At 73.5% G+C, this 17,877-nt stretch carries 19 protein-coding genes; 11 read left to right on the top strand and 8 right to left on the bottom strand.

The window, feature by feature from the left end; all coding sequences use genetic code 11:
• Positions 1–17: 17 nt before the first annotated feature.
• Positions 18–1,451 (top strand): hypothetical protein, encoded by a 1,434-nt coding sequence (locus ACIRS4_RS07100; protein WP_404191232.1) that lies wholly within the window; start codon positions 18–20, stop codon positions 1,449–1,451.
• Positions 1,452–1,534: 83 nt separating this feature from the next.
• On the opposite strand, the gene ACIRS4_RS07095 is transcribed toward ACIRS4_RS07100, so the two are convergent.
• A complete protein-coding gene (locus ACIRS4_RS07095; protein WP_404191228.1) occupies positions 1,535–1,948 on the bottom strand; it encodes a VOC family protein in 414 nt (137 codons plus the stop codon).
• Positions 1,949–2,232: 284 nt separating this feature from the next.
• Here ACIRS4_RS07095 and abc-f point away from each other — a divergent pair, with 284 nt between their 5' ends.
• The 3 genes from abc-f to ACIRS4_RS07080 all read left to right on the top strand — a co-directional run bounded on the left by abc-f (position 2,233) and on the right by ACIRS4_RS07080 (position 5,378).
• Positions 2,233–3,831, top strand: coding sequence for a ribosomal protection-like ABC-F family protein (gene abc-f / locus ACIRS4_RS07090; RefSeq protein ID WP_404191225.1), 1,599 nt, complete (start codon positions 2,233–2,235; stop codon positions 3,829–3,831).
• A 358-nt stretch (positions 3,832–4,189) separates the two neighbouring features.
• Positions 4,190–4,411, top strand: a complete 222-nt coding sequence (locus ACIRS4_RS07085) for a helix-turn-helix domain-containing protein (RefSeq protein ID WP_004002281.1) — start codon at positions 4,190–4,192, stop codon at positions 4,409–4,411.
• A 163-nt stretch (positions 4,412–4,574) separates the two neighbouring features.
• Positions 4,575–5,378, top strand: a complete 804-nt coding sequence (locus ACIRS4_RS07080; protein WP_404191223.1) for an enoyl-CoA hydratase/isomerase family protein — start codon at positions 4,575–4,577, stop codon at positions 5,376–5,378.
• A gap of 30 nt (positions 5,379–5,408) precedes the next feature.
• On the opposite strand, the gene ACIRS4_RS07075 is transcribed toward ACIRS4_RS07080, so the two are convergent.
• Positions 5,409–6,158: a nucleopolyhedrovirus P10 family protein gene (locus ACIRS4_RS07075; protein WP_404191220.1), complete on the bottom strand. Its 750-nt coding sequence runs from the start codon at positions 6,156–6,158 to the stop codon at positions 5,409–5,411.
• 108 nt (positions 6,159–6,266) lie between these two features.
• Here ACIRS4_RS07075 and ACIRS4_RS07070 point away from each other — a divergent pair, with 108 nt between their 5' ends.
• From ACIRS4_RS07070 to amaP, 5 genes are read left to right on the top strand one after another with little or no spacing between them, the layout of a single operon-like run.
• Positions 6,267–6,746 (top strand): Asp23/Gls24 family envelope stress response protein, encoded by a 480-nt coding sequence (locus ACIRS4_RS07070; RefSeq protein WP_404191217.1) that lies wholly within the window; start codon positions 6,267–6,269, stop codon positions 6,744–6,746.
• A gap of 40 nt (positions 6,747–6,786) precedes the next feature.
• Positions 6,787–6,972 (top strand): hypothetical protein, encoded by a 186-nt coding sequence (locus tag ACIRS4_RS07065; protein ID WP_351096822.1) that lies wholly within the window; start codon positions 6,787–6,789, stop codon positions 6,970–6,972.
• A gap of 5 nt (positions 6,973–6,977) precedes the next feature.
• Positions 6,978–7,361, top strand: a complete 384-nt coding sequence (locus ACIRS4_RS07060) for a hypothetical protein (RefSeq protein ID WP_404191214.1) — start codon at positions 6,978–6,980, stop codon at positions 7,359–7,361.
• Positions 7,358–8,059, top strand: coding sequence for a DUF6286 domain-containing protein (locus ACIRS4_RS07055; protein WP_404191212.1), 702 nt, complete (start codon positions 7,358–7,360; stop codon positions 8,057–8,059). The genes ACIRS4_RS07060 and ACIRS4_RS07055 overlap by 4 nt, the downstream gene beginning before the upstream one ends.
• A 4-nt stretch (positions 8,060–8,063) precedes the next feature.
• On the top strand, positions 8,064–8,642 hold the full coding sequence (gene amaP / locus ACIRS4_RS07050; RefSeq protein WP_404191210.1) for an alkaline shock response membrane anchor protein AmaP: 579 nt from the start codon (positions 8,064–8,066) through the stop codon (positions 8,640–8,642).
• Between the two features lie 24 nt (positions 8,643–8,666).
• On the opposite strand, the gene ACIRS4_RS07045 is transcribed toward amaP, so the two are convergent.
• The 5 genes from ACIRS4_RS07045 to ACIRS4_RS07025 form a co-directional block, all read right to left on the bottom strand.
• Positions 8,667–9,422 (bottom strand): SDR family oxidoreductase, encoded by a 756-nt coding sequence (locus ACIRS4_RS07045; protein WP_404191208.1) that lies wholly within the window; start codon positions 9,420–9,422, stop codon positions 8,667–8,669.
• A 5-nt stretch (positions 9,423–9,427) separates the two neighbouring features.
• Positions 9,428–11,215: a glycoside hydrolase family 15 protein gene (locus ACIRS4_RS07040; protein WP_404191205.1), complete on the bottom strand. Its 1,788-nt coding sequence runs from the start codon at positions 11,213–11,215 to the stop codon at positions 9,428–9,430.
• A gap of 33 nt (positions 11,216–11,248) precedes the next feature.
• Positions 11,249–11,563, bottom strand: coding sequence for a hypothetical protein (locus tag ACIRS4_RS07035; protein ID WP_404191202.1), 315 nt, complete (start codon positions 11,561–11,563; stop codon positions 11,249–11,251).
• On the bottom strand, positions 11,560–12,165 hold the full coding sequence (locus ACIRS4_RS07030; protein WP_404191200.1) for an RNA polymerase sigma factor: 606 nt from the start codon (positions 12,163–12,165) through the stop codon (positions 11,560–11,562). Before ACIRS4_RS07030 ends, ACIRS4_RS07035 begins: the two co-directional genes overlap by 4 nt.
• Positions 12,166–12,758: 593 nt before the next feature.
• Positions 12,759–14,315 (bottom strand): sodium:solute symporter, encoded by a 1,557-nt coding sequence (locus ACIRS4_RS07025; RefSeq protein WP_404191197.1) that lies wholly within the window; start codon positions 14,313–14,315, stop codon positions 12,759–12,761.
• Positions 14,316–14,554: 239 nt separating this feature from the next.
• On the opposite strand from ACIRS4_RS07025, the gene ACIRS4_RS07020 reads away from it, so the two are divergent.
• Together ACIRS4_RS07020 and ACIRS4_RS07015 are read left to right on the top strand one after the other, a co-directional pair.
• Positions 14,555–16,711 carry a carbon starvation CstA family protein gene (locus tag ACIRS4_RS07020; RefSeq protein ID WP_404191194.1) on the top strand — a complete coding sequence of 719 codons (2,157 nt, stop codon included), beginning with the start codon at positions 14,555–14,557 and terminating at the stop codon, positions 16,709–16,711.
• Positions 16,708–16,923: a YbdD/YjiX family protein gene (locus ACIRS4_RS07015; protein WP_404191191.1), complete on the top strand. Its 216-nt coding sequence runs from the start codon at positions 16,708–16,710 to the stop codon at positions 16,921–16,923. Before ACIRS4_RS07020 ends, ACIRS4_RS07015 begins: the two co-directional genes overlap by 4 nt.
• 125 nt (positions 16,924–17,048) lie before the next feature.
• Here the strand turns inward: ACIRS4_RS07015 and ACIRS4_RS07010 are convergent, their stop codons facing one another.
• The gene (locus ACIRS4_RS07010; RefSeq protein WP_404191189.1) at positions 17,049–17,840 is read right to left on the bottom strand and encodes an SURF1 family protein; all 792 of its coding nucleotides are present in this window, start codon (positions 17,838–17,840) and stop codon (positions 17,049–17,051) included.
• Positions 17,841–17,877: the final 37 nt, after the last annotated feature.

Below are 17,877 nucleotides of genomic sequence, written 5' to 3'. Positions count from 1 at the left end.
ACCGGAAGACTGCACCCGTGACGTCCCGTATCCCGCGCGACTCCAGGCTTCGACTCGTCCGCCCACGACCCCTGGCCGCCGCCCCCTCAGCAGTGAACCAGCGGCGCCCGCGCCGCCCCGCGCCCCGCCCGCCGGAGGGCACCCCCGCCCCGGCGGAGCTGGCCAGAATGGCGCGCTCGGGTCTGGCCGCCGCCGCCCGCGTCGCCCGCTGGGCCGACAACGCCCTGGGCCCCGGCCGGGACGCGGCGACCGACGGCAAGGCCACCCTCTCCGACGCCACGGCCGAACGGGCGGCGAGCGACCTCGGCCTGAGCCTGTCTCAGGTCCGCGCCGACTGGGACACCGCCCGCCTCGCCGGCCTCGTCGAGGTGCACGGCGACAGCGCCCGCCCCGGCTGGCGCCTGCGCGCCTGGGACCGCGACGACAGCGCCGTACTGCGCGGCTGGGTCGCCCTCTTCGACGCCTGGTCCCTCGCCCTGCCCGAACCCCGGGACCTGGGGTCCGCCGCCGTCGCCGAGGTCGTCTCGGCGATGCCCCAGGTGCTCTCCTTCCTCCAGCTGTCCGCCGGCCCCGTCCCCGTGGACCAGCTCCTCGACCTCCTCTGCCAGCGCGTCACGGAACTGCGCACCGAACGCTGCGAGGTCTCCTACGGCCCCGAAGCCGTCACCGCGTCCCCCAAGGCCCCGCGCCCCGCCGCCGTCGCCGGCCAGGCGGAGCCCGCCCAGGACGCCGAGCTCGCCCCCCTGCTCGACTGGGCCCTGCGCGCCCTCGCCTCGGTCGGCGCCCTCACCTTCGGCGACGGACACGCCACCCTCACGCCGCTCGGCAACTGGGCGGTCTGGGTCAAGCTGGAGCAGATCTGCGTCGCCGCGCAGAGCCCCGCCGGCCACATCGAGCAGTCCGCCGAGGACATGCTCCGAGGCTGCGCCCAGCTCCGCCCCAACGCCGCCCGCGCCGAGTACCGCGCCTGGCTCGCCGCCCGCCCCGTCGGCAGCGCCGTCACCGAGCTGCTGGCCGCCGCCCGCGGCGAGGACGCCCTGCTGCGCGGCCTCGCCTTCGAGGCGCTGCGCGTGGTCGGCGCCCCCGCCGAGCACGACGTCCGCGCCGTGGAGGACGAGCCCGCCCTCAGGCCGTACGCCCTGCTCTGGCTCGCCGAGCACGACGGAGTGGACCCGGAGGACGCGCACGAGGTGCTCACCCGCGAGGAGGCCACCTGGCTGTGGGTCGACACGGCCGCCGCCGTCGCCGACCACGGTGAGGCCCCGATGCTCGTCAGACACCTGGAGTCCGCGCTTCAGCCGACGGTCCCCGCGCTCCTCGCCGAGGTCCGCGCCGTCGGGCACCCGCGCACCGTGCAGGTGCTGGTGGCGCTCGCCGCCGCGCACCCCGACCCGGCCCTGGCCAAGGCCGTCCGCCGGGCCGCCTTCCAGGTGCACACCGGCGGCAGCTGAGCCGCGGGGGCGGCCACGCCGGCCGCCCCGCCCGGCAGGCCGTCAGCCCCGCGACCGCCAGCCCCGCGTCCCTCAGCCGGCCGTCAGCCCGGCACCGACGGCTGGTACGTCCCGAAGCTCCAGACGTTGCCCTCGGCGTCTCTGGCCATGTAGTCGCGTGAGCCGTAGTCCTGGTCCGTCGGCGGCATCAGGATCTCCGCTCCGTGTTCCACGGCCCGCCGGTGGTGGGCGTCGACGTCGTCCACCACGACGTACACCCCGGCCGGGCCCGCGTCCTTCATCGCCATGTCGAAGGCGCTGCCGGTGCCCTTCGAACCGAGCATCACCACCCCGCCGGACTGCGTCAGCTCGGCGTGCGCCACCGTCCCGTCCGCGCCCTCGTGGACCGCCAGCTCGGTGAAGCCGAAAGCCTCTGTGAGCTGCCGGATCGCCGCCTTCGCGTCCCTGTACGTCACCGTCGGGCTGATGCCCGGACGCCCGCCGCCCGTCCCCGTCATGCCGATCACTCCCTCGTGGTCCCCGCCGGTCCTGTCACTCGCTCCTCATGGGTGCCCTTGTCGGGAATATCACCCGCCGCCCAGTCTGGCACCCGCCACTGACAACGCCCCGGCAAGCCGCTGACCTCGACTCGGACGGGCGCACCGCCGACCGGCCGCCGAAGCCCGGAAAACTGGTTGCACAACCCCGTTAGAATGGCCTTATGGCCACTCTCCTCGCGCATTAGACGGCGGGAACGCCCTCAGCCGTCCATCCCGCCTCCCACCCGCCCTGGAGTCTGTCCATGATCTCCGCCTCCGGCATCGAGCTGCGCGCCGGCGCCCGCATCCTCATCGAGAACGCCTCCTTCCGCGTCGCCAAGGGCGACCGCATCGGCCTCGTCGGCCGCAACGGCGCAGGCAAGACCACCCTCACCAAGGTCCTCGCCGGCGAGGGCATGCCCGCCGGCGGCACCGTCACCCGCTCCGGCGAGGTCGGCTACCTCCCCCAGGACCCCCGCACCGGCGACCTCGACGTCCTCGCCCGTGACCGCATCCTCTCCGCGCGCGGCCTGGACGTCCTGATCCGCAAGATGCGCGAGAACGAACAGCGCATCGCGGTCGGCCAGGGCGCCACCCGAGAGAAGGCCCTGCGGCAGTACGAGCGCCAGGAGACGGAGTTCCTCACCAAGGGCGGGTACGCCGCCGAGGCCGAGGCCGCCACCATCGCCGCCGCGCTCAACCTGCCCGACCGCGTCCTCGGCCAGCCCCTGCACACGCTGTCCGGCGGTCAGCGCCGCCGAGTCGAGCTGGCCCGCATCCTGTTCTCCGACGCGGACACCCTGCTCCTCGACGAGCCGACCAACCACCTCGACGCCGACTCCATCGTCTGGCTGCGGGACTACCTCAAGACCTACCGCGGCGGCTTCATCGTCATCAGCCACGACGTCGACCTGGTCGAGACGGTCGTCAACAAGGTGTTCTACCTGGACGCCAACCGCTCCCAGATCGACGTCTACAACATGGGCTGGAAGCTGTACCAGCAGCAGCGCGAGGCCGACGAGAAGCGCCGCAAGCGCGAGCGCGCCAACGCCGAGAAGAAGGCGGCGGCCCTGCACTCGCAGGCCGACAAGATGCGCGCCAAGGCCACCAAGACGGTCGCCGCGCAGAACATGGCCCGCCGCGCCGACAAGCTGCTCTCGGGCCTGGACGCCGTCCGCGTCTCCGACAAGGTCGCCAAGCTCCGCTTCCCGGAGCCCGCGCCCTGCGGCAAGACGCCGCTGATGGCGGAGGGCCTGTCGAAGTCGTACGGCTCGCTGGAGATCTTCACCGACGTCGACCTGGCCATCGACAAGGGCTCCCGGGTCGTCATCCTCGGTCTGAACGGCGCCGGCAAGACGACCCTGCTGCGGCTGCTCGGCGGGGCGGAGCAGCCCGACACCGGCGAGGTCGTCGCGGGCCACGGCCTCAAGCTCGGCTACTACGCCCAGGAGCACGAGACCCTGGACCCGGAGCGCACGGTCCTGGAGAACATGCGCTCCGCCGCCCCCGACCTGGATCTGGTCGAGGTCCGCAAGGTGCTCGGCTCGTTCCTGTTCTCCGGCGACGACGTGGACAAGCCCGCCGGGGTCCTCTCCGGCGGCGAGAAGACCCGTCTCGCCCTGGCCACCCTGGTGGTCTCCTCGGCGAACGTGCTGCTGCTCGACGAGCCGACCAACAACCTCGACCCCGCCAGCCGCGAGGAGATCCTCGGCGCGCTGCGCACCTACAAGGGCGCCGTCGTGCTGGTCACCCACGACGAGGGCGCCGTGGAGGCGCTCCAGCCCGAGCGGATCATCCTGCTCCCCGACGGCGTCGAGGACCTGTGGGGCGCCGACTACGCGGATCTCGTCGCCCTGGCGTGACCACAGGTGTGAATCACGGCATGCTCATGACGTGATCCACGGCTCATGGATCATTCGGCCCACCGGTGATCCATCATCTGAGTGATATCTCCTCGTATCGAGGTGTGTCCTACACCGATTTCACGGCCGATCCCCCAAGTGGCGGGGGGTCGGCCGTCTCGCGTCTCTGACCTGCGGTTTCGCGATACAACCCGTTCGGCCGTACGAACATCACCGTCTGGAACATGAGCTTCCGTTCGTGGGTACGCGCTCCTGTCGTCAAAACCATGTCGCACGGACCTTGCCGAATGGGTGGCCAACCAGGCCCGGAGGGGTGATCATGAGGGGACCAGAGCGCACTTCCCATGAGGAGGCACGGGTGGCCGAGACTCTGAAGAAGGGCAGCCGGGTGACCGGCGCCGCGCGCGACAAGCTCGCGGCAGACCTGAAGAAGAAGTACGACTCCGGTGCGAGCATCCGAGCGCTGGCCGAAGAGACCGGCCGCTCGTATGGCTTCGTGCACCGGATGCTCAGCGAGTCGGGCGTCACGCTCCGTGGGCGTGGCGGGGCGACGCGCGGCAAGAAGGCCGCCTCGTCCTGAACCGGGCGCGGCCCCAGCGCCTTCGAAGGTGACCACACGGCCGGTCGCTCCCCGGTCCCCGCGAGGGGCCCGGGGCGACCGACGGCCGGCCGGGTGGTTACTGTGCAGTCACTTAGCACCGCTCACAGCATGCTCTGCTGACCGCACCCATCGGAGGCGCCCCATGGCTTCGCCCGACCAGGAACTCGTTCCCCTGCTCGACAAGGACGGCGTACGGCTCACCGTCGACGACGCGCTCGCCACGGTGACGCTGACCAACCCGGCCAAGCGCAACGCGCAGAGCCCCGCCATGTGGCGCGCGCTCGCCGAGGCCGGGCGGAAGCTGCCGGGCTCCGTCCGCGTGGTCGTGCTGCGCGGCGAGGGCAAGTCCTTCTCCGCCGGACTCGACCGGCAGATGTTCACGCCCGAGGGGATCGAGGGCGAACCGTCCTTCATCGAACTCGCACGCAGTGGCGACGCCGAACTCGACGGCGCCATCGCGGAGTTCCAGGAGGGCTTCACCTGGTGGCGGCGCAACGACCTCGTGTCCGTCGCCGCCGTGCAGGGCCATGCCATCGGTGCGGGCTTCCAGCTCGCGCTCGCCTGTGACCTGCGCGTCGTCGCCGACGACGTGCAGTTCGCCATGCGCGAGACGAGCCTCGGTCTGGTCCCCGACCTCACCGGCACCCACCCGCTCGTCTCGCTGGTCGGCTACGGCCGCGCCGTCGAGATCTGCCTCACCGGCCGCTTCGTGCACGCCGAGGAGGCGGTGAGCTCCGGCCTCGCCAACATCTCCGTGCCCGCGGCGGACCTCGACGCGACCGTCGGCGAACTTGCGGCGGCGCTCCTGGCCGCGCCCCGCGAGGCCGTCATCGAGACCAAGGCGCTGCTGCGGGGCGCGGGCGAGCGGACCTACGACGAGCAGCGCGCCGCCGAGCGGGCCGCGCAGGCCCGCCGGCTGCGCGACCTGGCCGGCCTCGGCGAGTGAGCCGGCCGCACCGGGGCGACCTGGTCCGGGTCATCGCAAGGCGGTGACCAGCACCGTCACCGTGGGGTGATCGGGCAGTGCCGTCGTCACCGCCTCGCGGACCCGCCGGGCCACGTCCAGCGCCCGGTGGTCCGCGCTCACCGCGAGCTCCACCCGCACATGGCGGCGGGGGAGTGCGAGGTCGGTGAGCTGCCGCTCCTCGATGCGGACGCTCCGCCCGAGCGCCGACGTCAGCCCCGTTACCCCCGGCACGGCGAGCGCCGCGACACCCACCCGGAGCTCGTCGCCCTCCCGGGCGGGCCGATCCGGCGCGGTCGCCGACGGCGGCTCGGGCCCCCGCTCCCGCTCACCGAGACCACCGCCGGCCTCATCGGCCCCTTCGGGCTCTCCCTCCAGCAGTGCCGTCACGCGCAGATCCACCTCCGTCACCGCCAGCCCCACCCCCTGCGCCGCCGCGGCCAGCGCCTCGCGCAGACGGGACGCCGCGGCCGGCAGCGGTTCGGACGCCGTCGCCGCGCAGTCGGCCGTCACCCGCAGCGGCCCCGGCGGGAGCCCGCTCGGTGGCGGCGGCACGGCCGGCTCGTACGCCCCGGACGGATCCGCGAGCGCGATCCGCAGAGCCCCCAGGCGTACGCCACCCACCATCCGCACCGCACGCCGCAGCGCCGTCTCCGCTGCGGCCTCCGCGATCCACACGCCGTCCCGCGGCCCGCCCAGCGGCAGCAGCCTGCCCAGCCCCAGCTGCTCCCGCACCGCACGTGTCCACCGTTCAGCCGTCATTCCTCCAGCCTGCCGCATCCCCGGAGCGAGTTCAGGAAACGGCGCTTAACGTTGCAATAAGGGCGATAATTGACATAGAGGGTAAATCGCATAAAAGGACGTGCGGTGATGAGTGAGACGACGGAGCAGAACCGGACGCAGACCCCGGACGGCGGCGCCGAGCCGATGCAGACCCGCAGGACCACCCGAAGGGTCGGAGACCCGGCGAGCCGTGGGCGGACCACCATCGCCGACGGAGTCGTGGAGAAGATCGCCGGGATGGCGACGCGCGACGTCGTCGGCGTCCACGCCATGGGCAGCGGAGTCAGCCGCACCTTCGGCGCCGTACGGGACCGCGTTCCCGGGGGCGGCAAGTCGGTGACCCGGGGCGTCAAGGCGGAGGTCGGCGAGGTGCAGACCGCGCTCGACCTGGAGATCGTCGTCGACTACGGCGTGTCGATCTCGGACGTCGCCCGGGACGTGCGGGAGAACGTCGTCGCCGCGGTGGAGCGGATGACCGGCCTGGAGGTCGTCGAGGTCAACATCGCTGTGAGCGACGTGAAGCTGCCGGAGGAAGAGGACGAGGAGCCGGAGCCCCGGATCCAGTGACGCGTCGGCCGGGTGACCGGGCCGCTGAGGGGAGTGCATCTTGAACATGGCCGTGGTCGGCATGATCGCCGGCATGGCACTGGGCTTCGCCGGATACTTCGGCGGGTTCGGAGCCTTCGTGCTGGTGGCGGCGCTGGGCGCCGTCGGCTTCGTCGTGGGCCGGTTCCTGGAGGGGGACCTGGACCTCGGCGACTTCTTCCGCACCCGTGAGCACCGGCGCAGGTGACCGCCGTGAACGAGCGGACCGGCGTCTCCGGCGGACGCCCCGCGGCGGCGGGCGTCCCGCCCGGAGAACGCGGCGCGACCCGGATCGCCGACCGGGTCGTCGCCAAGGTGGCCGCGCAGGCCGCCCGCGAAGCCGTCGGACCGCTGCCGCCCGAGGCCGCCCGACCGCACGCCACCGTCGTCGTGCAGCACCACGAGGCGGCCCGTGTCCGCGTCCACCTGGAACTCGACTACCCGACGGACATCGGCCCCCGCTGTCACGCGGTGCGTCGGCATGTCACCGAGCGGGTAGGCGCGTTGGTGGGAATGGAGGTGCCGGAAGTCGCCGTGCAGGTCGAACGGCTGCACCTGACGGCGGCACACGGCCCGGCGCACGGGAGGACTCGATGAGCGAGCCCCGGAGTTCCGAGGGCACCACACGACGACTGCCGGTCCTGGACAAGTCCCCCCAGGACCCGCACGACCCCCACGACCCGCCCGACTCCCAGGACCCGCGCGAACCGCACGATCCGCCGGACGCCGGCCCGGGGTCCGCCCCGACCAAGCGCGGCGGACGCTTCTGGTCCGCGCGGCGCGTCCCGGCGGCGGTCGTCGCGCTCCTCGTCCTCGTCCTCGCGGGCGCCCTCCTCTACGACGTCGCCGCCGTCCGCGCGCACCGGCCCGCCCTGCGCGCGCGGCGCGAACTCGCCCGCCAACTGGCCGAACGGCCCCTGGACGACACCTGGGTGCTCGTCGGCGCGGGCGTCGCCGCCGTCCTCGGCCTGTGGCTGGTCCTCCTCGCCGTCACGCCCGGCATGCGCCGGGTCCTGCCCATGCGGCGCACTCACCCCGACGTGCGCGCCGGGCTCCACCGGGGCGCGGCCGCACTGGTGCTGCGCGACCGGGCCATGGAGGTCGCCGGCGTGCAGTCGGTCCGGGTGCACGCCGGACGCCGCAAGGCCGACGTGCACGCGGTCTCCCATTTCCGCGACCTGGACGACGTACGCGCCGACCTCGACGCCGTGCTCGGCGACGCCATCCGCGGACTGGGCCTGGCCCGGCCGCCCGCGCTGTCGGTACGGGTGCGCCGGCTCGGCAGGAAGGGGTGAGGCGATGCTCAGGACCGTCAACCGCGTCGTGATCGGACTCGTGGGACTCGTCCTGCTGGCCGTCGGCGGAGCCGTGCTCGCCGTGGGCCTCGGCGCCCCGCCGCCCTCCTGGTGGATCCACGACGGCAAACGGGACGTGCTGCTCAGCACCGCCGAACGCACCCGCTGGCGGGACGAGCCCTGGTGGTGGCCGACCGTCATCGCCGTACTGACGCTGCTCGTGCTGCTCGCCCTGTGGTGGCTGATCGCCGACCTGCGCCGCCGTCGGCTGGGCGAGGTCCTGGTCGACACCGGGGACGGCGCGGGCGCCCTGCTGCGGGGCCGGGCCCTGGAGGGCGTCCTGAACGGCGATGCCGCCCGCCTGGACGGTGTCGCCCACGCCCGGACCCACCTCACCGGCCGCAGGGACGCCCCCGAGGCTCGCGTGCATCTCACCCTGGAGCCCCACGTCGACCCGGCGGACGCCCTGGACCACCTGACGAACCAGTCCCTCACGCACGCCAGGGACTCCGCCGCCCTGGCGGCGCTCCCCGCCGAGGTGCGCCTCAAGACCGCCAAGCACCCGGCGGAAAGGGTGAGTTGAGCCCTTTCAGGCCCGGCTCACGACTCAGAAGCCGTGCCGCATCCCGCCGTCCACCGGGAGCATGATCCCGGTCAGATAAGAGGCGCCCGGCGAGAGCAGGAAGGCGGCCACCCGGCCGAACTCCTCAGGGCTGCCGTAGCGGCGCAACGGGATACGGGACTCGTTGGCGGCTCGGGTGGCCTCCGGGTCGGCGGACAGCCCGTCCAGTTCGCGGACGCGGTCCGTGTCGATGCGTGAGGGGAGCAGCCCCACCACCCGGATGCCCCGCGGACCCAGCTCGTCGGCGAGGGACTTCGCGAAGCCGGCGAGCCCGGGGCGCAGCCCGTTGGAGATCGTCAGCCCCGGGATCGGCTCGTGCACCGACCCGGACAGCACGAACCCGATGACGCCCCCGCCCTCCAGCTCGGCCGCCGCCGCCCGAGCCAGCCGCACCGCGCCCAGGAACACCGACTCGAACGCCGCCTGCCACTGCTCGTCCGAGTTGTCGGCGACGAACCCGGGCGGCGGCCCGCCCACGCTCACCAGGATCCCGTCGAAGCGGCCGAAGGTCTCCCGCGCGACGGCGATCAGCCGTGCGGCCGCCTCCGGGTCGGCGTTGTCGACGGCGACGCCGAGCGCGTTCGGCCCCAGCTCCGCCGCCGCGCCGGCGACCCGCTGCTCGTCCCGCCCGGTGACGACGACCTTCGCGCCGTCCGCGACCAGCTCGCGCGCGGCGGCGTTGCCGAGCCCGCGTGTGGCTCCCGTGACGATGTACACCCGGTCCCTCAGTCCAAGATCCATGGCTCCTATCCTGCCTTCTCGCCGTCGAACAGGGCGAGGGCGGTGTTCACCAGACCGATGTGACTGAAGGCCTGCGGGTAGTTCCCCAGGTGACGGCCCGCCACCGGGTCGTACTCCTCCGCCAGCAGCCCCACGTCGTTGGTGAGGCCCACGAGCCGTTCGAACAGCTCCCGCGCCTCGTCGGCACGGCCCGTCAGATGCAGGGCCTGCGCGAGCCAGAACGAGCAGGCCAGGAACGCGCCCTCGTCGCCCGGCAGGCCGTCCACGGTGGCCTGCTCGGTGCTGTAGCGGCGCACCAGCCCGTCGTGGCCGAGCTCCGCCCGGACCGCGTCCACGGTGCCGATCACGCGCGGATCGTCCGGGGGCAGGAAGCCGACCCGCGGGATGAGCAGCAGGGACGCGTCCAGCTCACGGGAGCCGTAGTACTGCGTGAAGGTGTTCCGCTCGGGGTCGTAGCCCTTCTCGCACACCTCGCCGTGCACCTCGTCGCGCAGTTCCCGCCACCGCTGCGGCTCGCCGTCGAGCGCCGGGTAGCGCTCCAGCGTGCGCACGGCCCGGTCGGCGGCCACCCACACCATCACCTTGGAGTGCGTGAACTGCCGCCGGCCGCCGCGCACCTCCCACAGTCCCTCGTCCGGCTGCCGCCAGTGCTCGCACAGCCACTTCATCAGCGCGCACTGCAGCGCCCACATGTGCGGCGGCGGCGTCATCCCCGCGACCCGGGCCAGCGACAGCGAGTCCATGACCTCGCCGTACACGTCCAGCTGGAGCTGGTCGACGGCCCCGTTGCCGATGCGTACCGGCGCGGAGCCGGCGTAGCCCGACAGCCACGGCAGCTCGCACTCGGGGAGCCGGCGCTCGCCCGCCAGCCCGTACATGATCTGCAGGTCGGCCGGGTCGCCCGCGACGGCGCGCAGCAGCCAGTTGCGCCAGGCCTCGGCCTCCTCCTCGTAGCCGACGGCGAGCAGGGCGCCGAGGGTGAGGGTGGAGTCGCGCAGCCAGCAGTAGCGGTAGTCCCAGTTGCGCACCCCGCCCAGCTCCTCCGGCAGGGAGGTGGTGAGCGCGGCGACGATCCCGCCGGTGGGCACGTAGGTGAGCGCCTTCAGGGTGATCAGCGAGCGTACGACGACGTCCCGGTGCGGCCCGTCGTAGCGGCAGCGCGCCGACCACGCCTGCCAGTCCGCGACGCTGACGCGCAGCGCCTCGCGCGGGTCGACCAGCGGCGGACGCGGATGGTGCGAGGGGTGCCAGGTCAGGACGAACGCGACGGACTCGCCCTCCTCGACGGTGAACTCGGAGAACGTGCAGAAGTCCTCGCCCCAGGTGAGCACCTCCGGTTCGCTGCGCAGCCACACCGCGTCCGGCCCCGCGACCGCCACCCGGTGCCCGTCGGAGCGCCGCATCCACGGCACGACCGAGCCGTAGTCGAAGCGCAGCCGCAGCGTGCTGCGCACGGTGACCCGGCCGCGCAGACCCTCCACGACGCGTACGACGTCGGGGGCGCGGTCGCGTTGCGGCATCAGGTCGCTGACCCGGATCGCGCCGTCGGCCGTCTCCCACTCGGTGTCCAGCACCAGGGTGTCTGGGCGGTAGGCGCGGCGGGTGCAGGGGCCCTCGGCGCCGGAGGGCGCGATCCGCCAGTGGCCGTTGTCCTCAGTGCCGAGGAGGCGGGCGAAGCACGCGCCGGAGTCGAAGCGGGGCAGGCACAGCCAGTCGATCGAGCCGTCCCTGCCGACCAGGGCCGCGGTCTGTTCGTCGCCGATGACGGCGTAGTCCTCGATGCGGGGATGCACGGGGTGCGGGTTCCCGGCGGGCCCCGGGGGCAATCAGGGGTGCGGCCGGGGGAGTGAAGCGTGGCTCGCCCCGCCGTCCGCGCCGGAGAAGATCACGCCGGGGTGCGCGGGGGCCTGGTTCAGCACCCACAGCCCGATCAGCGTGGCCAGCGCGAAGACGACGGCGACGAGCACGGCCAGCACGAGCCGCCGGCGGCGTTCGCGGCGCAGCCATTCGCCGCGCGCCGTGCGGTAGGCGTCCGGGGCGGGCCGCACGCCGCCCGCCAGCGCCTCCAGCGCCTCGCGCAGCTCCCGCTCGGTGCGGTCCTGGCCGGTGCCGGGCGACCCGGTCGCGTCTCGGTGCGTCATCGCCGGGCCTCCATCGCCTGGGTGAGCGCGGCCAGGCCGCGGGAGGTGTGGGTCTTCACGGAGCCGCAGGAGATGCCCATCGCGGCGGCGATCTCGCCCTCCCGCAGCCCGAGCCAGTGTCGCAGCACGAGCGCCTCGCGCTGCCGGGCCGGCAACTGCTGGAGCGCGTCGATCAGCACGCGCTGGTCGTCGCGCAGCAGCGCCGTGCTCTCGGCGGAGGCGACGGCCTCGTCGGGCAGTTCCGGGGGGACCTCGACGTGCCGGCGGGCGACCTGGAGGTGGCGTATCCGCATCCGGGTCAGATTGCAGACCGTGGAGCGCAGATAGGCCTCCGCCGCCTCGGTGTCCCGCAGCCGCCGCCACTTGCGGTAGATCTGGTAGTACGCCTCGGCGACCACGTTCTCCGGATCGTCGGCGCCGAGCAGCACGGCGAGCCGCAGCATGGAGGAGTAGTGCAGCTCGAAGAGCCGTGCGACGCCGGCCTCCCGCTCCTCGGCGAGCGGCTCCGCCGGTGCACCGGCGACGGCGGGCGGCTCCGCCGGGTCACCGGCCCCCGCAGCCCCGAGCGGCTCGGCGGGCCCGCCTGCGCCTGGGTGCGGCACGAGGCCGGCGGGCCCGCCTGTGCCGGCGGGTGCTGGGCGGCCAGGGGGTCCACCCGTGACGGGTTGCCGCACCGGATCGGTGGCGCCGCTCGGGCCGGTGGGTCTCGTGAGGCCGGCGGGAGTGCTCGGGTCGGCGGGGCTCATCAGGTTGGTGGGCCCGCGCGTGTCGGCGGCTGCTGGGCTGTAAGGGTGTCTGCTCGTGACGGGGTGCCGCATCGGATCGGTGGCTCCGCTCGGGCCGGTGGGTGTCGTGAGGCCGGCGGGAGCGCTCGGGCCGGCAGGGCTCGTCAGGTCGGTGGGCGTGCCTGTGCCAATGCGTGCTGGGTGGTCAGGGTGCCTGACCGTGACGGGGTGCCGCACCGGATCGCTGGCTCCGCTCGGGTCGGCGGGTGTCACGAGGCCGGGAGTGCTCGGGTCGGCGGGGCTCATCAGGTTGGTGGGCGTGCCCGTGCCGGAGGGCGCTGGGCGGTCAGGGTGCCCGCCCGTGCCGACGTGTGTTGGGTGGTCAAGGGGTCCGCCCGTGCGCGGGGGTGGCACGAGGTCGGGCGGCTCGCCGGTGTCGGGGCGTTGCAGTGGCGTCGGAGGTCTGCGTCTCACGGGTTGTTCGCTCCCGTCTCGGGGTGTCGCCTGAGGGACAGGCGGGACGGCAGGTCGGTCGAGTCGGCGCCGCGCGGCACGCCGAGACGCGTGAGGACGGCGCTGCCCGCCACCGCGACGGTCAGGTTCACCAGCAGGGCCGCGAGCCCGGCGTAGATCTCCAGCGGTCCGAAGCCCAGGCGCACGATGGGAGAGAACCCCTCGCGCACCACCAGGAAGGTGCCGCTCACCATGCCCGCCGCCCACCCGGCGAGCAGCGCCCGCGGGCGCAGCCGTCCCGTGAACAGTCCGATGGCGACCGCAGGGAAGACCTGGAGGATCCACACCCCGCCCAGCAGCTGGAGGTTGACGGCGTCCTGGTCGCGCAGCCCGAGCACGAACGCCACCGCCCCCGCCTTCGCGGTCAGCGACACCGCCTTGGCGACGCGCACCTGCCGCTTGGGCGTGGCCGTCGGATGGACGTACTCGACGTAGACGTTGCGTACGAAGCTCGTGGCGGCGGCGATCGACATCACCGCCGCCGGGACCAGCGCGCCCACCGTGATCGCCGCGAACACCAGTCCCGCCGGCGGCCCGGGCAGCAGCCGGTCGACCAGCATCGGGACGGCCGACTCGGCGGCGCCCTCCGGAGCGCGCACCCCGGCGGCGAGCGCCGCGACGCCGAGGAGGCCGAAGAGGACGAGCAGCCCGGTCCAGGCCGGCAGCGCCACCGTCACCTTGCGCAGGGTGCGCGGGCCGTCGGCGGCGAACGCCGCGGTGAGCACGTGCGGGTACATCAGCAGGGCCAGCGCGGAGCCGAGCGCGAGGGTGGCGTACGCCGGCTGCTGTCCGGGGGAGAGGACCAGGGGCGAGTGGGCCACGTCCGGGCCGCCCATCCGCCGCGCCGCCCCCTCGAACACCGCCCCCGGCCCGCCGAGCCGTCGCAGCACCAGCCAGCAGACCGCCGTCACCGACACGAAGACCGCGACCGCCTTCAGCGCCGAGATGAGCGTCGGCGCGCGCAGCCCGTGCCGGTAGGTGGCCACCGCGAGCCCTGCGAACAGGCCCACCATCAGCAGATCCCCGGCGGGCCCGCGCGGGGAGACGCCGCCGGCCGTCAGCACCGCCCGGATCCCGAGCAGTTGCAGCGCCAGGTACGGCATCGTCGCGAGGATCCCGGTCAGCGCCACCGCAAGGGCCAGCGCCGGCGACCCGTACCGGCCGCGCACGAAGTCGGCAGCGGTCACATAGCCGTGCCGGCGGGCCACGCTCCACAGCCGGCTCAGCAGGACGAAGGCGAGCGGGAAGACGATCACCGTGTACGGCACGGCGAAGAACGCGGGCGCGCCGTTGCCGTACGCCAGTCCCGGCACGGCCGTGAAGGTGTACGCGGTGAACATCGTTCCGCCGAGCAGCAGCCAGGTCCACACCGGGCCTAGGGAACGGTCGGCCAGCGCCCAGCCCTCCAGGGAGGGCAGCCGGTCGTTCGGGCGCAGCCGGCGCGCGGTCACGGCGAGCAGCGACGCCCCGCCGATCACGGCGAGGAACGTCGCGGTCATGGCTCCGTCGGCCATGGGTCACCGTCCTTGGTGTGCCTGTGCCCTCACGCGTTGGTTGCGCGAAAGGCCCGTTCGGTTGACGGAGAGCCGCAGGAAAGATTCCGGACTTTCGCTGTCAACCGGTTCCGGAGGGCGGGCAACTCTTGCACAGACCGACGACGGGACGGGACCCCCACGGCCCACGTCGTCGCCGCTCCGCCCGCTCGCCCGAGCGGCCGGACGCTTTCACCCCGCAGTAGGAGCGAGGAGCCGCCATGCCTGCGTCCACCCTGCCCGAAACCGACCGACCGGTGCCGGAAAAGTCGCGTATGTCACTGCGTGCGGTCCTGTCATGGACGGCCGTCGCCCTGCTCGGCGCCCTCGCCTGGGGCGTGGTCGCGCTGGCCCGGGGCGAGGAGATCTCCGCGGTCTGGCTGGTGACGGCCGCGCTCGGCTCGTACGCCATCGCCTACCGCTTCTACTCGCGGTTCATCGCCCGCCGGGTGCTGCGGCCGGACGATCGCCGTGCCACCCCAGCCGAGCGGCTGGAGGACGGCGTCGACTTCCACCCCACCGACCGTCGGGTCCTGCTCGGCCACCACTTCGCCGCCATCGCCGGCGCCGGACCGCTGGTCGGCCCGGTCCTCGCGGCCCAGATGGGATACCTGCCCGGCACCCTGTGGATCGTCGCCGGCGTGATCTTCGCCGGGGCCGTGCAGGACATGGTCGTGCTGTTCCTGTCGATGCGCCGGGACGGCACGTCGCTCGGCCAGATGGCCCGGGACGAGATCGGCCGGGTGGGCGGCGCCGCGGCCCTGATCGCCGTCTTCGCCATCATGATCATCCTGCTCGGGGTGCTCGCGCTGGTCGTCGTCAACGCGCTCGCCCACTCCCCGTGGGGCACGTTCTCCGTAGCGATGACGATCCCCATCGCCCTCTTCATGGGCCTGTGGCTGCACCGCGTCCGCCCCGGCCGGGTCGTGGAGACCAGCTTCATCGGCGTCGCCCTGCTGCTCCTCGCGATCGTCGGCGGCGGCTGGGTGCAGAACTCCTCCCTGGCCGGGGCCTTCACCCTCAGCCCCACCACCCTCGTCCTGTGCCTGATCGGCTACGGCTTCGTCGCCTCCGTCCTGCCCGTGTGGATGCTGCTCGCGCCGCGCGACTACCTCTCCACGTTCATGAAGGTCGGCACCATCGCGCTGCTCGCGGTCGGTGTGGTCGTGGCCGCGCCCGTGCTCAGGGCGGACGCGGTGACCGACTTCGCCTCCTCGGGCGCCGGCCCGGTCTTCGCGGGCTCGCTGTTCCCGTTCCTCTTCATCACCGTCGCCTGCGGCGCGCTCTCCGGCTTCCACGCCCTGGTCGCCTCCGGGACCACCCCCAAGCTGATCCAGAAGGAGTCCCAGATCCGGATGATCGGCTACGGCGCCATGCTGATGGAGTCGTTCGTCGCGATCATGGCGCTGATCGCCGCGGCGACCCTGGAGCCGGGCCTCTACTACGCGATGAACGCACCGGCGGGCCTGCTGGGCGGCACCGTCGAGTCCGCGTCCCACGCGGTGGCCGGCCTCGGCTTCACCATCACGCCCGACCAGCTCACCCAGGCCGCCGAGGCCGTCGAGGAGCAGACCCTGATCGCCCGCTCCGGAGGCGCCCCGACTCTGGCCGTCGGTATGTCGGAGATCTTCTCCGGCGTCTTCGGCGGCACCGCGATGAAGGCCTTCTGGTACCACTTCGCCATCATGTTCGAGGCGCTGTTCATCCTGACCACGGTGGACGCGGGCACCCGGGTCGGCCGCTTCATGCTCCAGGACATGCTCGGCAACGTGTGGAAGCCCGTCGGCCGGGTCAACTGGAAGCCGGGGATCTGGCTGTGCAGCGCCCTCGTCGTGGCCGCCTGGGGCTACTTCCTCCACGCCGGCGCCACCGACCCGCTCGGCGGGATCAACCAGCTCTTCCCGCTGTTCGGCATCGCCAACCAGCTGCTGGCCGCCATCGCCCTGACCGTCTGCACGACGGTCCTCGTCAAGTCCGGCCGACTGCGCTGGGCCTGGGTCACGGGCGTCCCGCTGGCCTGGGTCGTCGCGATCACCTTCACCGCCGGCTGGCAGAAGATCTTCTCCGACGACCCCAGGATCGGCTTCTTCGCCCAGCGCGCGAAGTACGCCGACGCCGTCGACGCGGGACAGCTCCTGCCGCCGGCCAAGTCTGCCGACGACATGCACACGGTGATCACCAACTCCACGGTCGACGGCGTCCTGATCGCCCTCTTCCTGCTCCTGGTCGCGGTGGTCGTCGTGAACGCGGCGGTGGTGTGCGTCCGCGCCGTCCGCGCCCCGGGGACCCTCCCGACGACGGAGGCCCCCTACGTCGAGTCCCGCATCGGCGTCCCGGCCCAGGCCCCGTCGAAGCCGCTGGCGCAGGCCCGCCGGTGAGGACGGCGCGCGGGACGCTCGCGGCGTCGGCGGTGCGCGTGCTGCGGGCGGTGCGCTGGTATCTGCGCGAGCTGACCGGCGAGGCGGAGTACGACCGTCACTGCGAACGGCGTCGCCGCGACCACCCGCACGCCCCCGTCCCCACCCGCCGTGAGTACCAGGCGCTGCGCACGCGGCACCGCGAGGACCACCCGCAGAGCCGCTGTTGCTGACGCGCTGAGCGGAGCACTCGCCGAGCGGCTGCCGCTGCGCCGAAGCGCTCGGGCGCAGCCCCCGGCAGGGCCCTCGCAGGGTCGCCGCCGCAGCCGCTGATGAAGCGCCCGGACGGGACCGTCGGCTACACCGCCGCCGGTTCCGTCCGCTCGGTCTGCTCCTGTGCGCTCTCCCGCCGGTCGCGCAGCTCGCGGCGGACCAGCACGACCCAGCCGACCGGCACAGCGGCGGAGAACAGCCACCACTGGATGGCGTACGCGTAGTTCAGCGCGGCGTCCTCGTCACCGGGACGGCCGATGAGCTGCGGGGTGTCGCCCCTGGGCGCGGGCGAGGTCAGCGCGATGTAACCGCCGAGCACCACCGCGCCGAGGCGGCGCGCCTCCTGCTCGCTGTTGATCAGCATGACCTGCCGGTCGGGGAGGCCCTTGAGGTCCTTGATGCCGCTCGCCGCGGTCGTCTCGTCGGGCATGAGCCGCCCGGTGACGGTGATCCGCCCGGCGGGCGGCGCGGGCACCTCGGGGAAGGCGGTCTGCGTCGGGGCGTCGGCCGGGACCCAGCCCCGGTTGACCAGCAGCACCTTGCCGTCGGTCAGGACGAACGGGGTGAGGACGTGGAAACCGACCGCCTCGTCGGCGTTGACGCGCCGCCGGACGACGACCTCCCGCGAGGTGTCGAACCGGCCCGTGGCGCTCACGTTGCGGTACCGCTCGTTCCTGGTCACGACGTGCCCCGCGGACGTCATGCGCTCCACCGGCACCGGCTCGGAGGCGAGCGCGTCCGAGACCAGCTGGTTGCGGGCGGTGCGCTCCTCGTAGCGGTGCATCTGCCAGATGCCCAGCCTGATCATCGTGGGGATGAGCAGCAGGGCGACCAGCGTGAGGATCACCCACTGCCGGGACAACAGGAAGCGGTACACCCCACGACCGTACAACTCGGCCGTGGGGCGCACGCGC

The organism is Streptomyces sp. NPDC101166, assembly GCF_044768125.1.
In the GTDB taxonomy this organism is placed as follows: Bacteria; Actinomycetota; Actinomycetes; order Streptomycetales; family Streptomycetaceae; genus Streptomyces.
The sequence above is the reverse complement of the archived record's forward strand: the minus strand, read 5'-3'. Positions and strand labels throughout refer to the sequence as shown.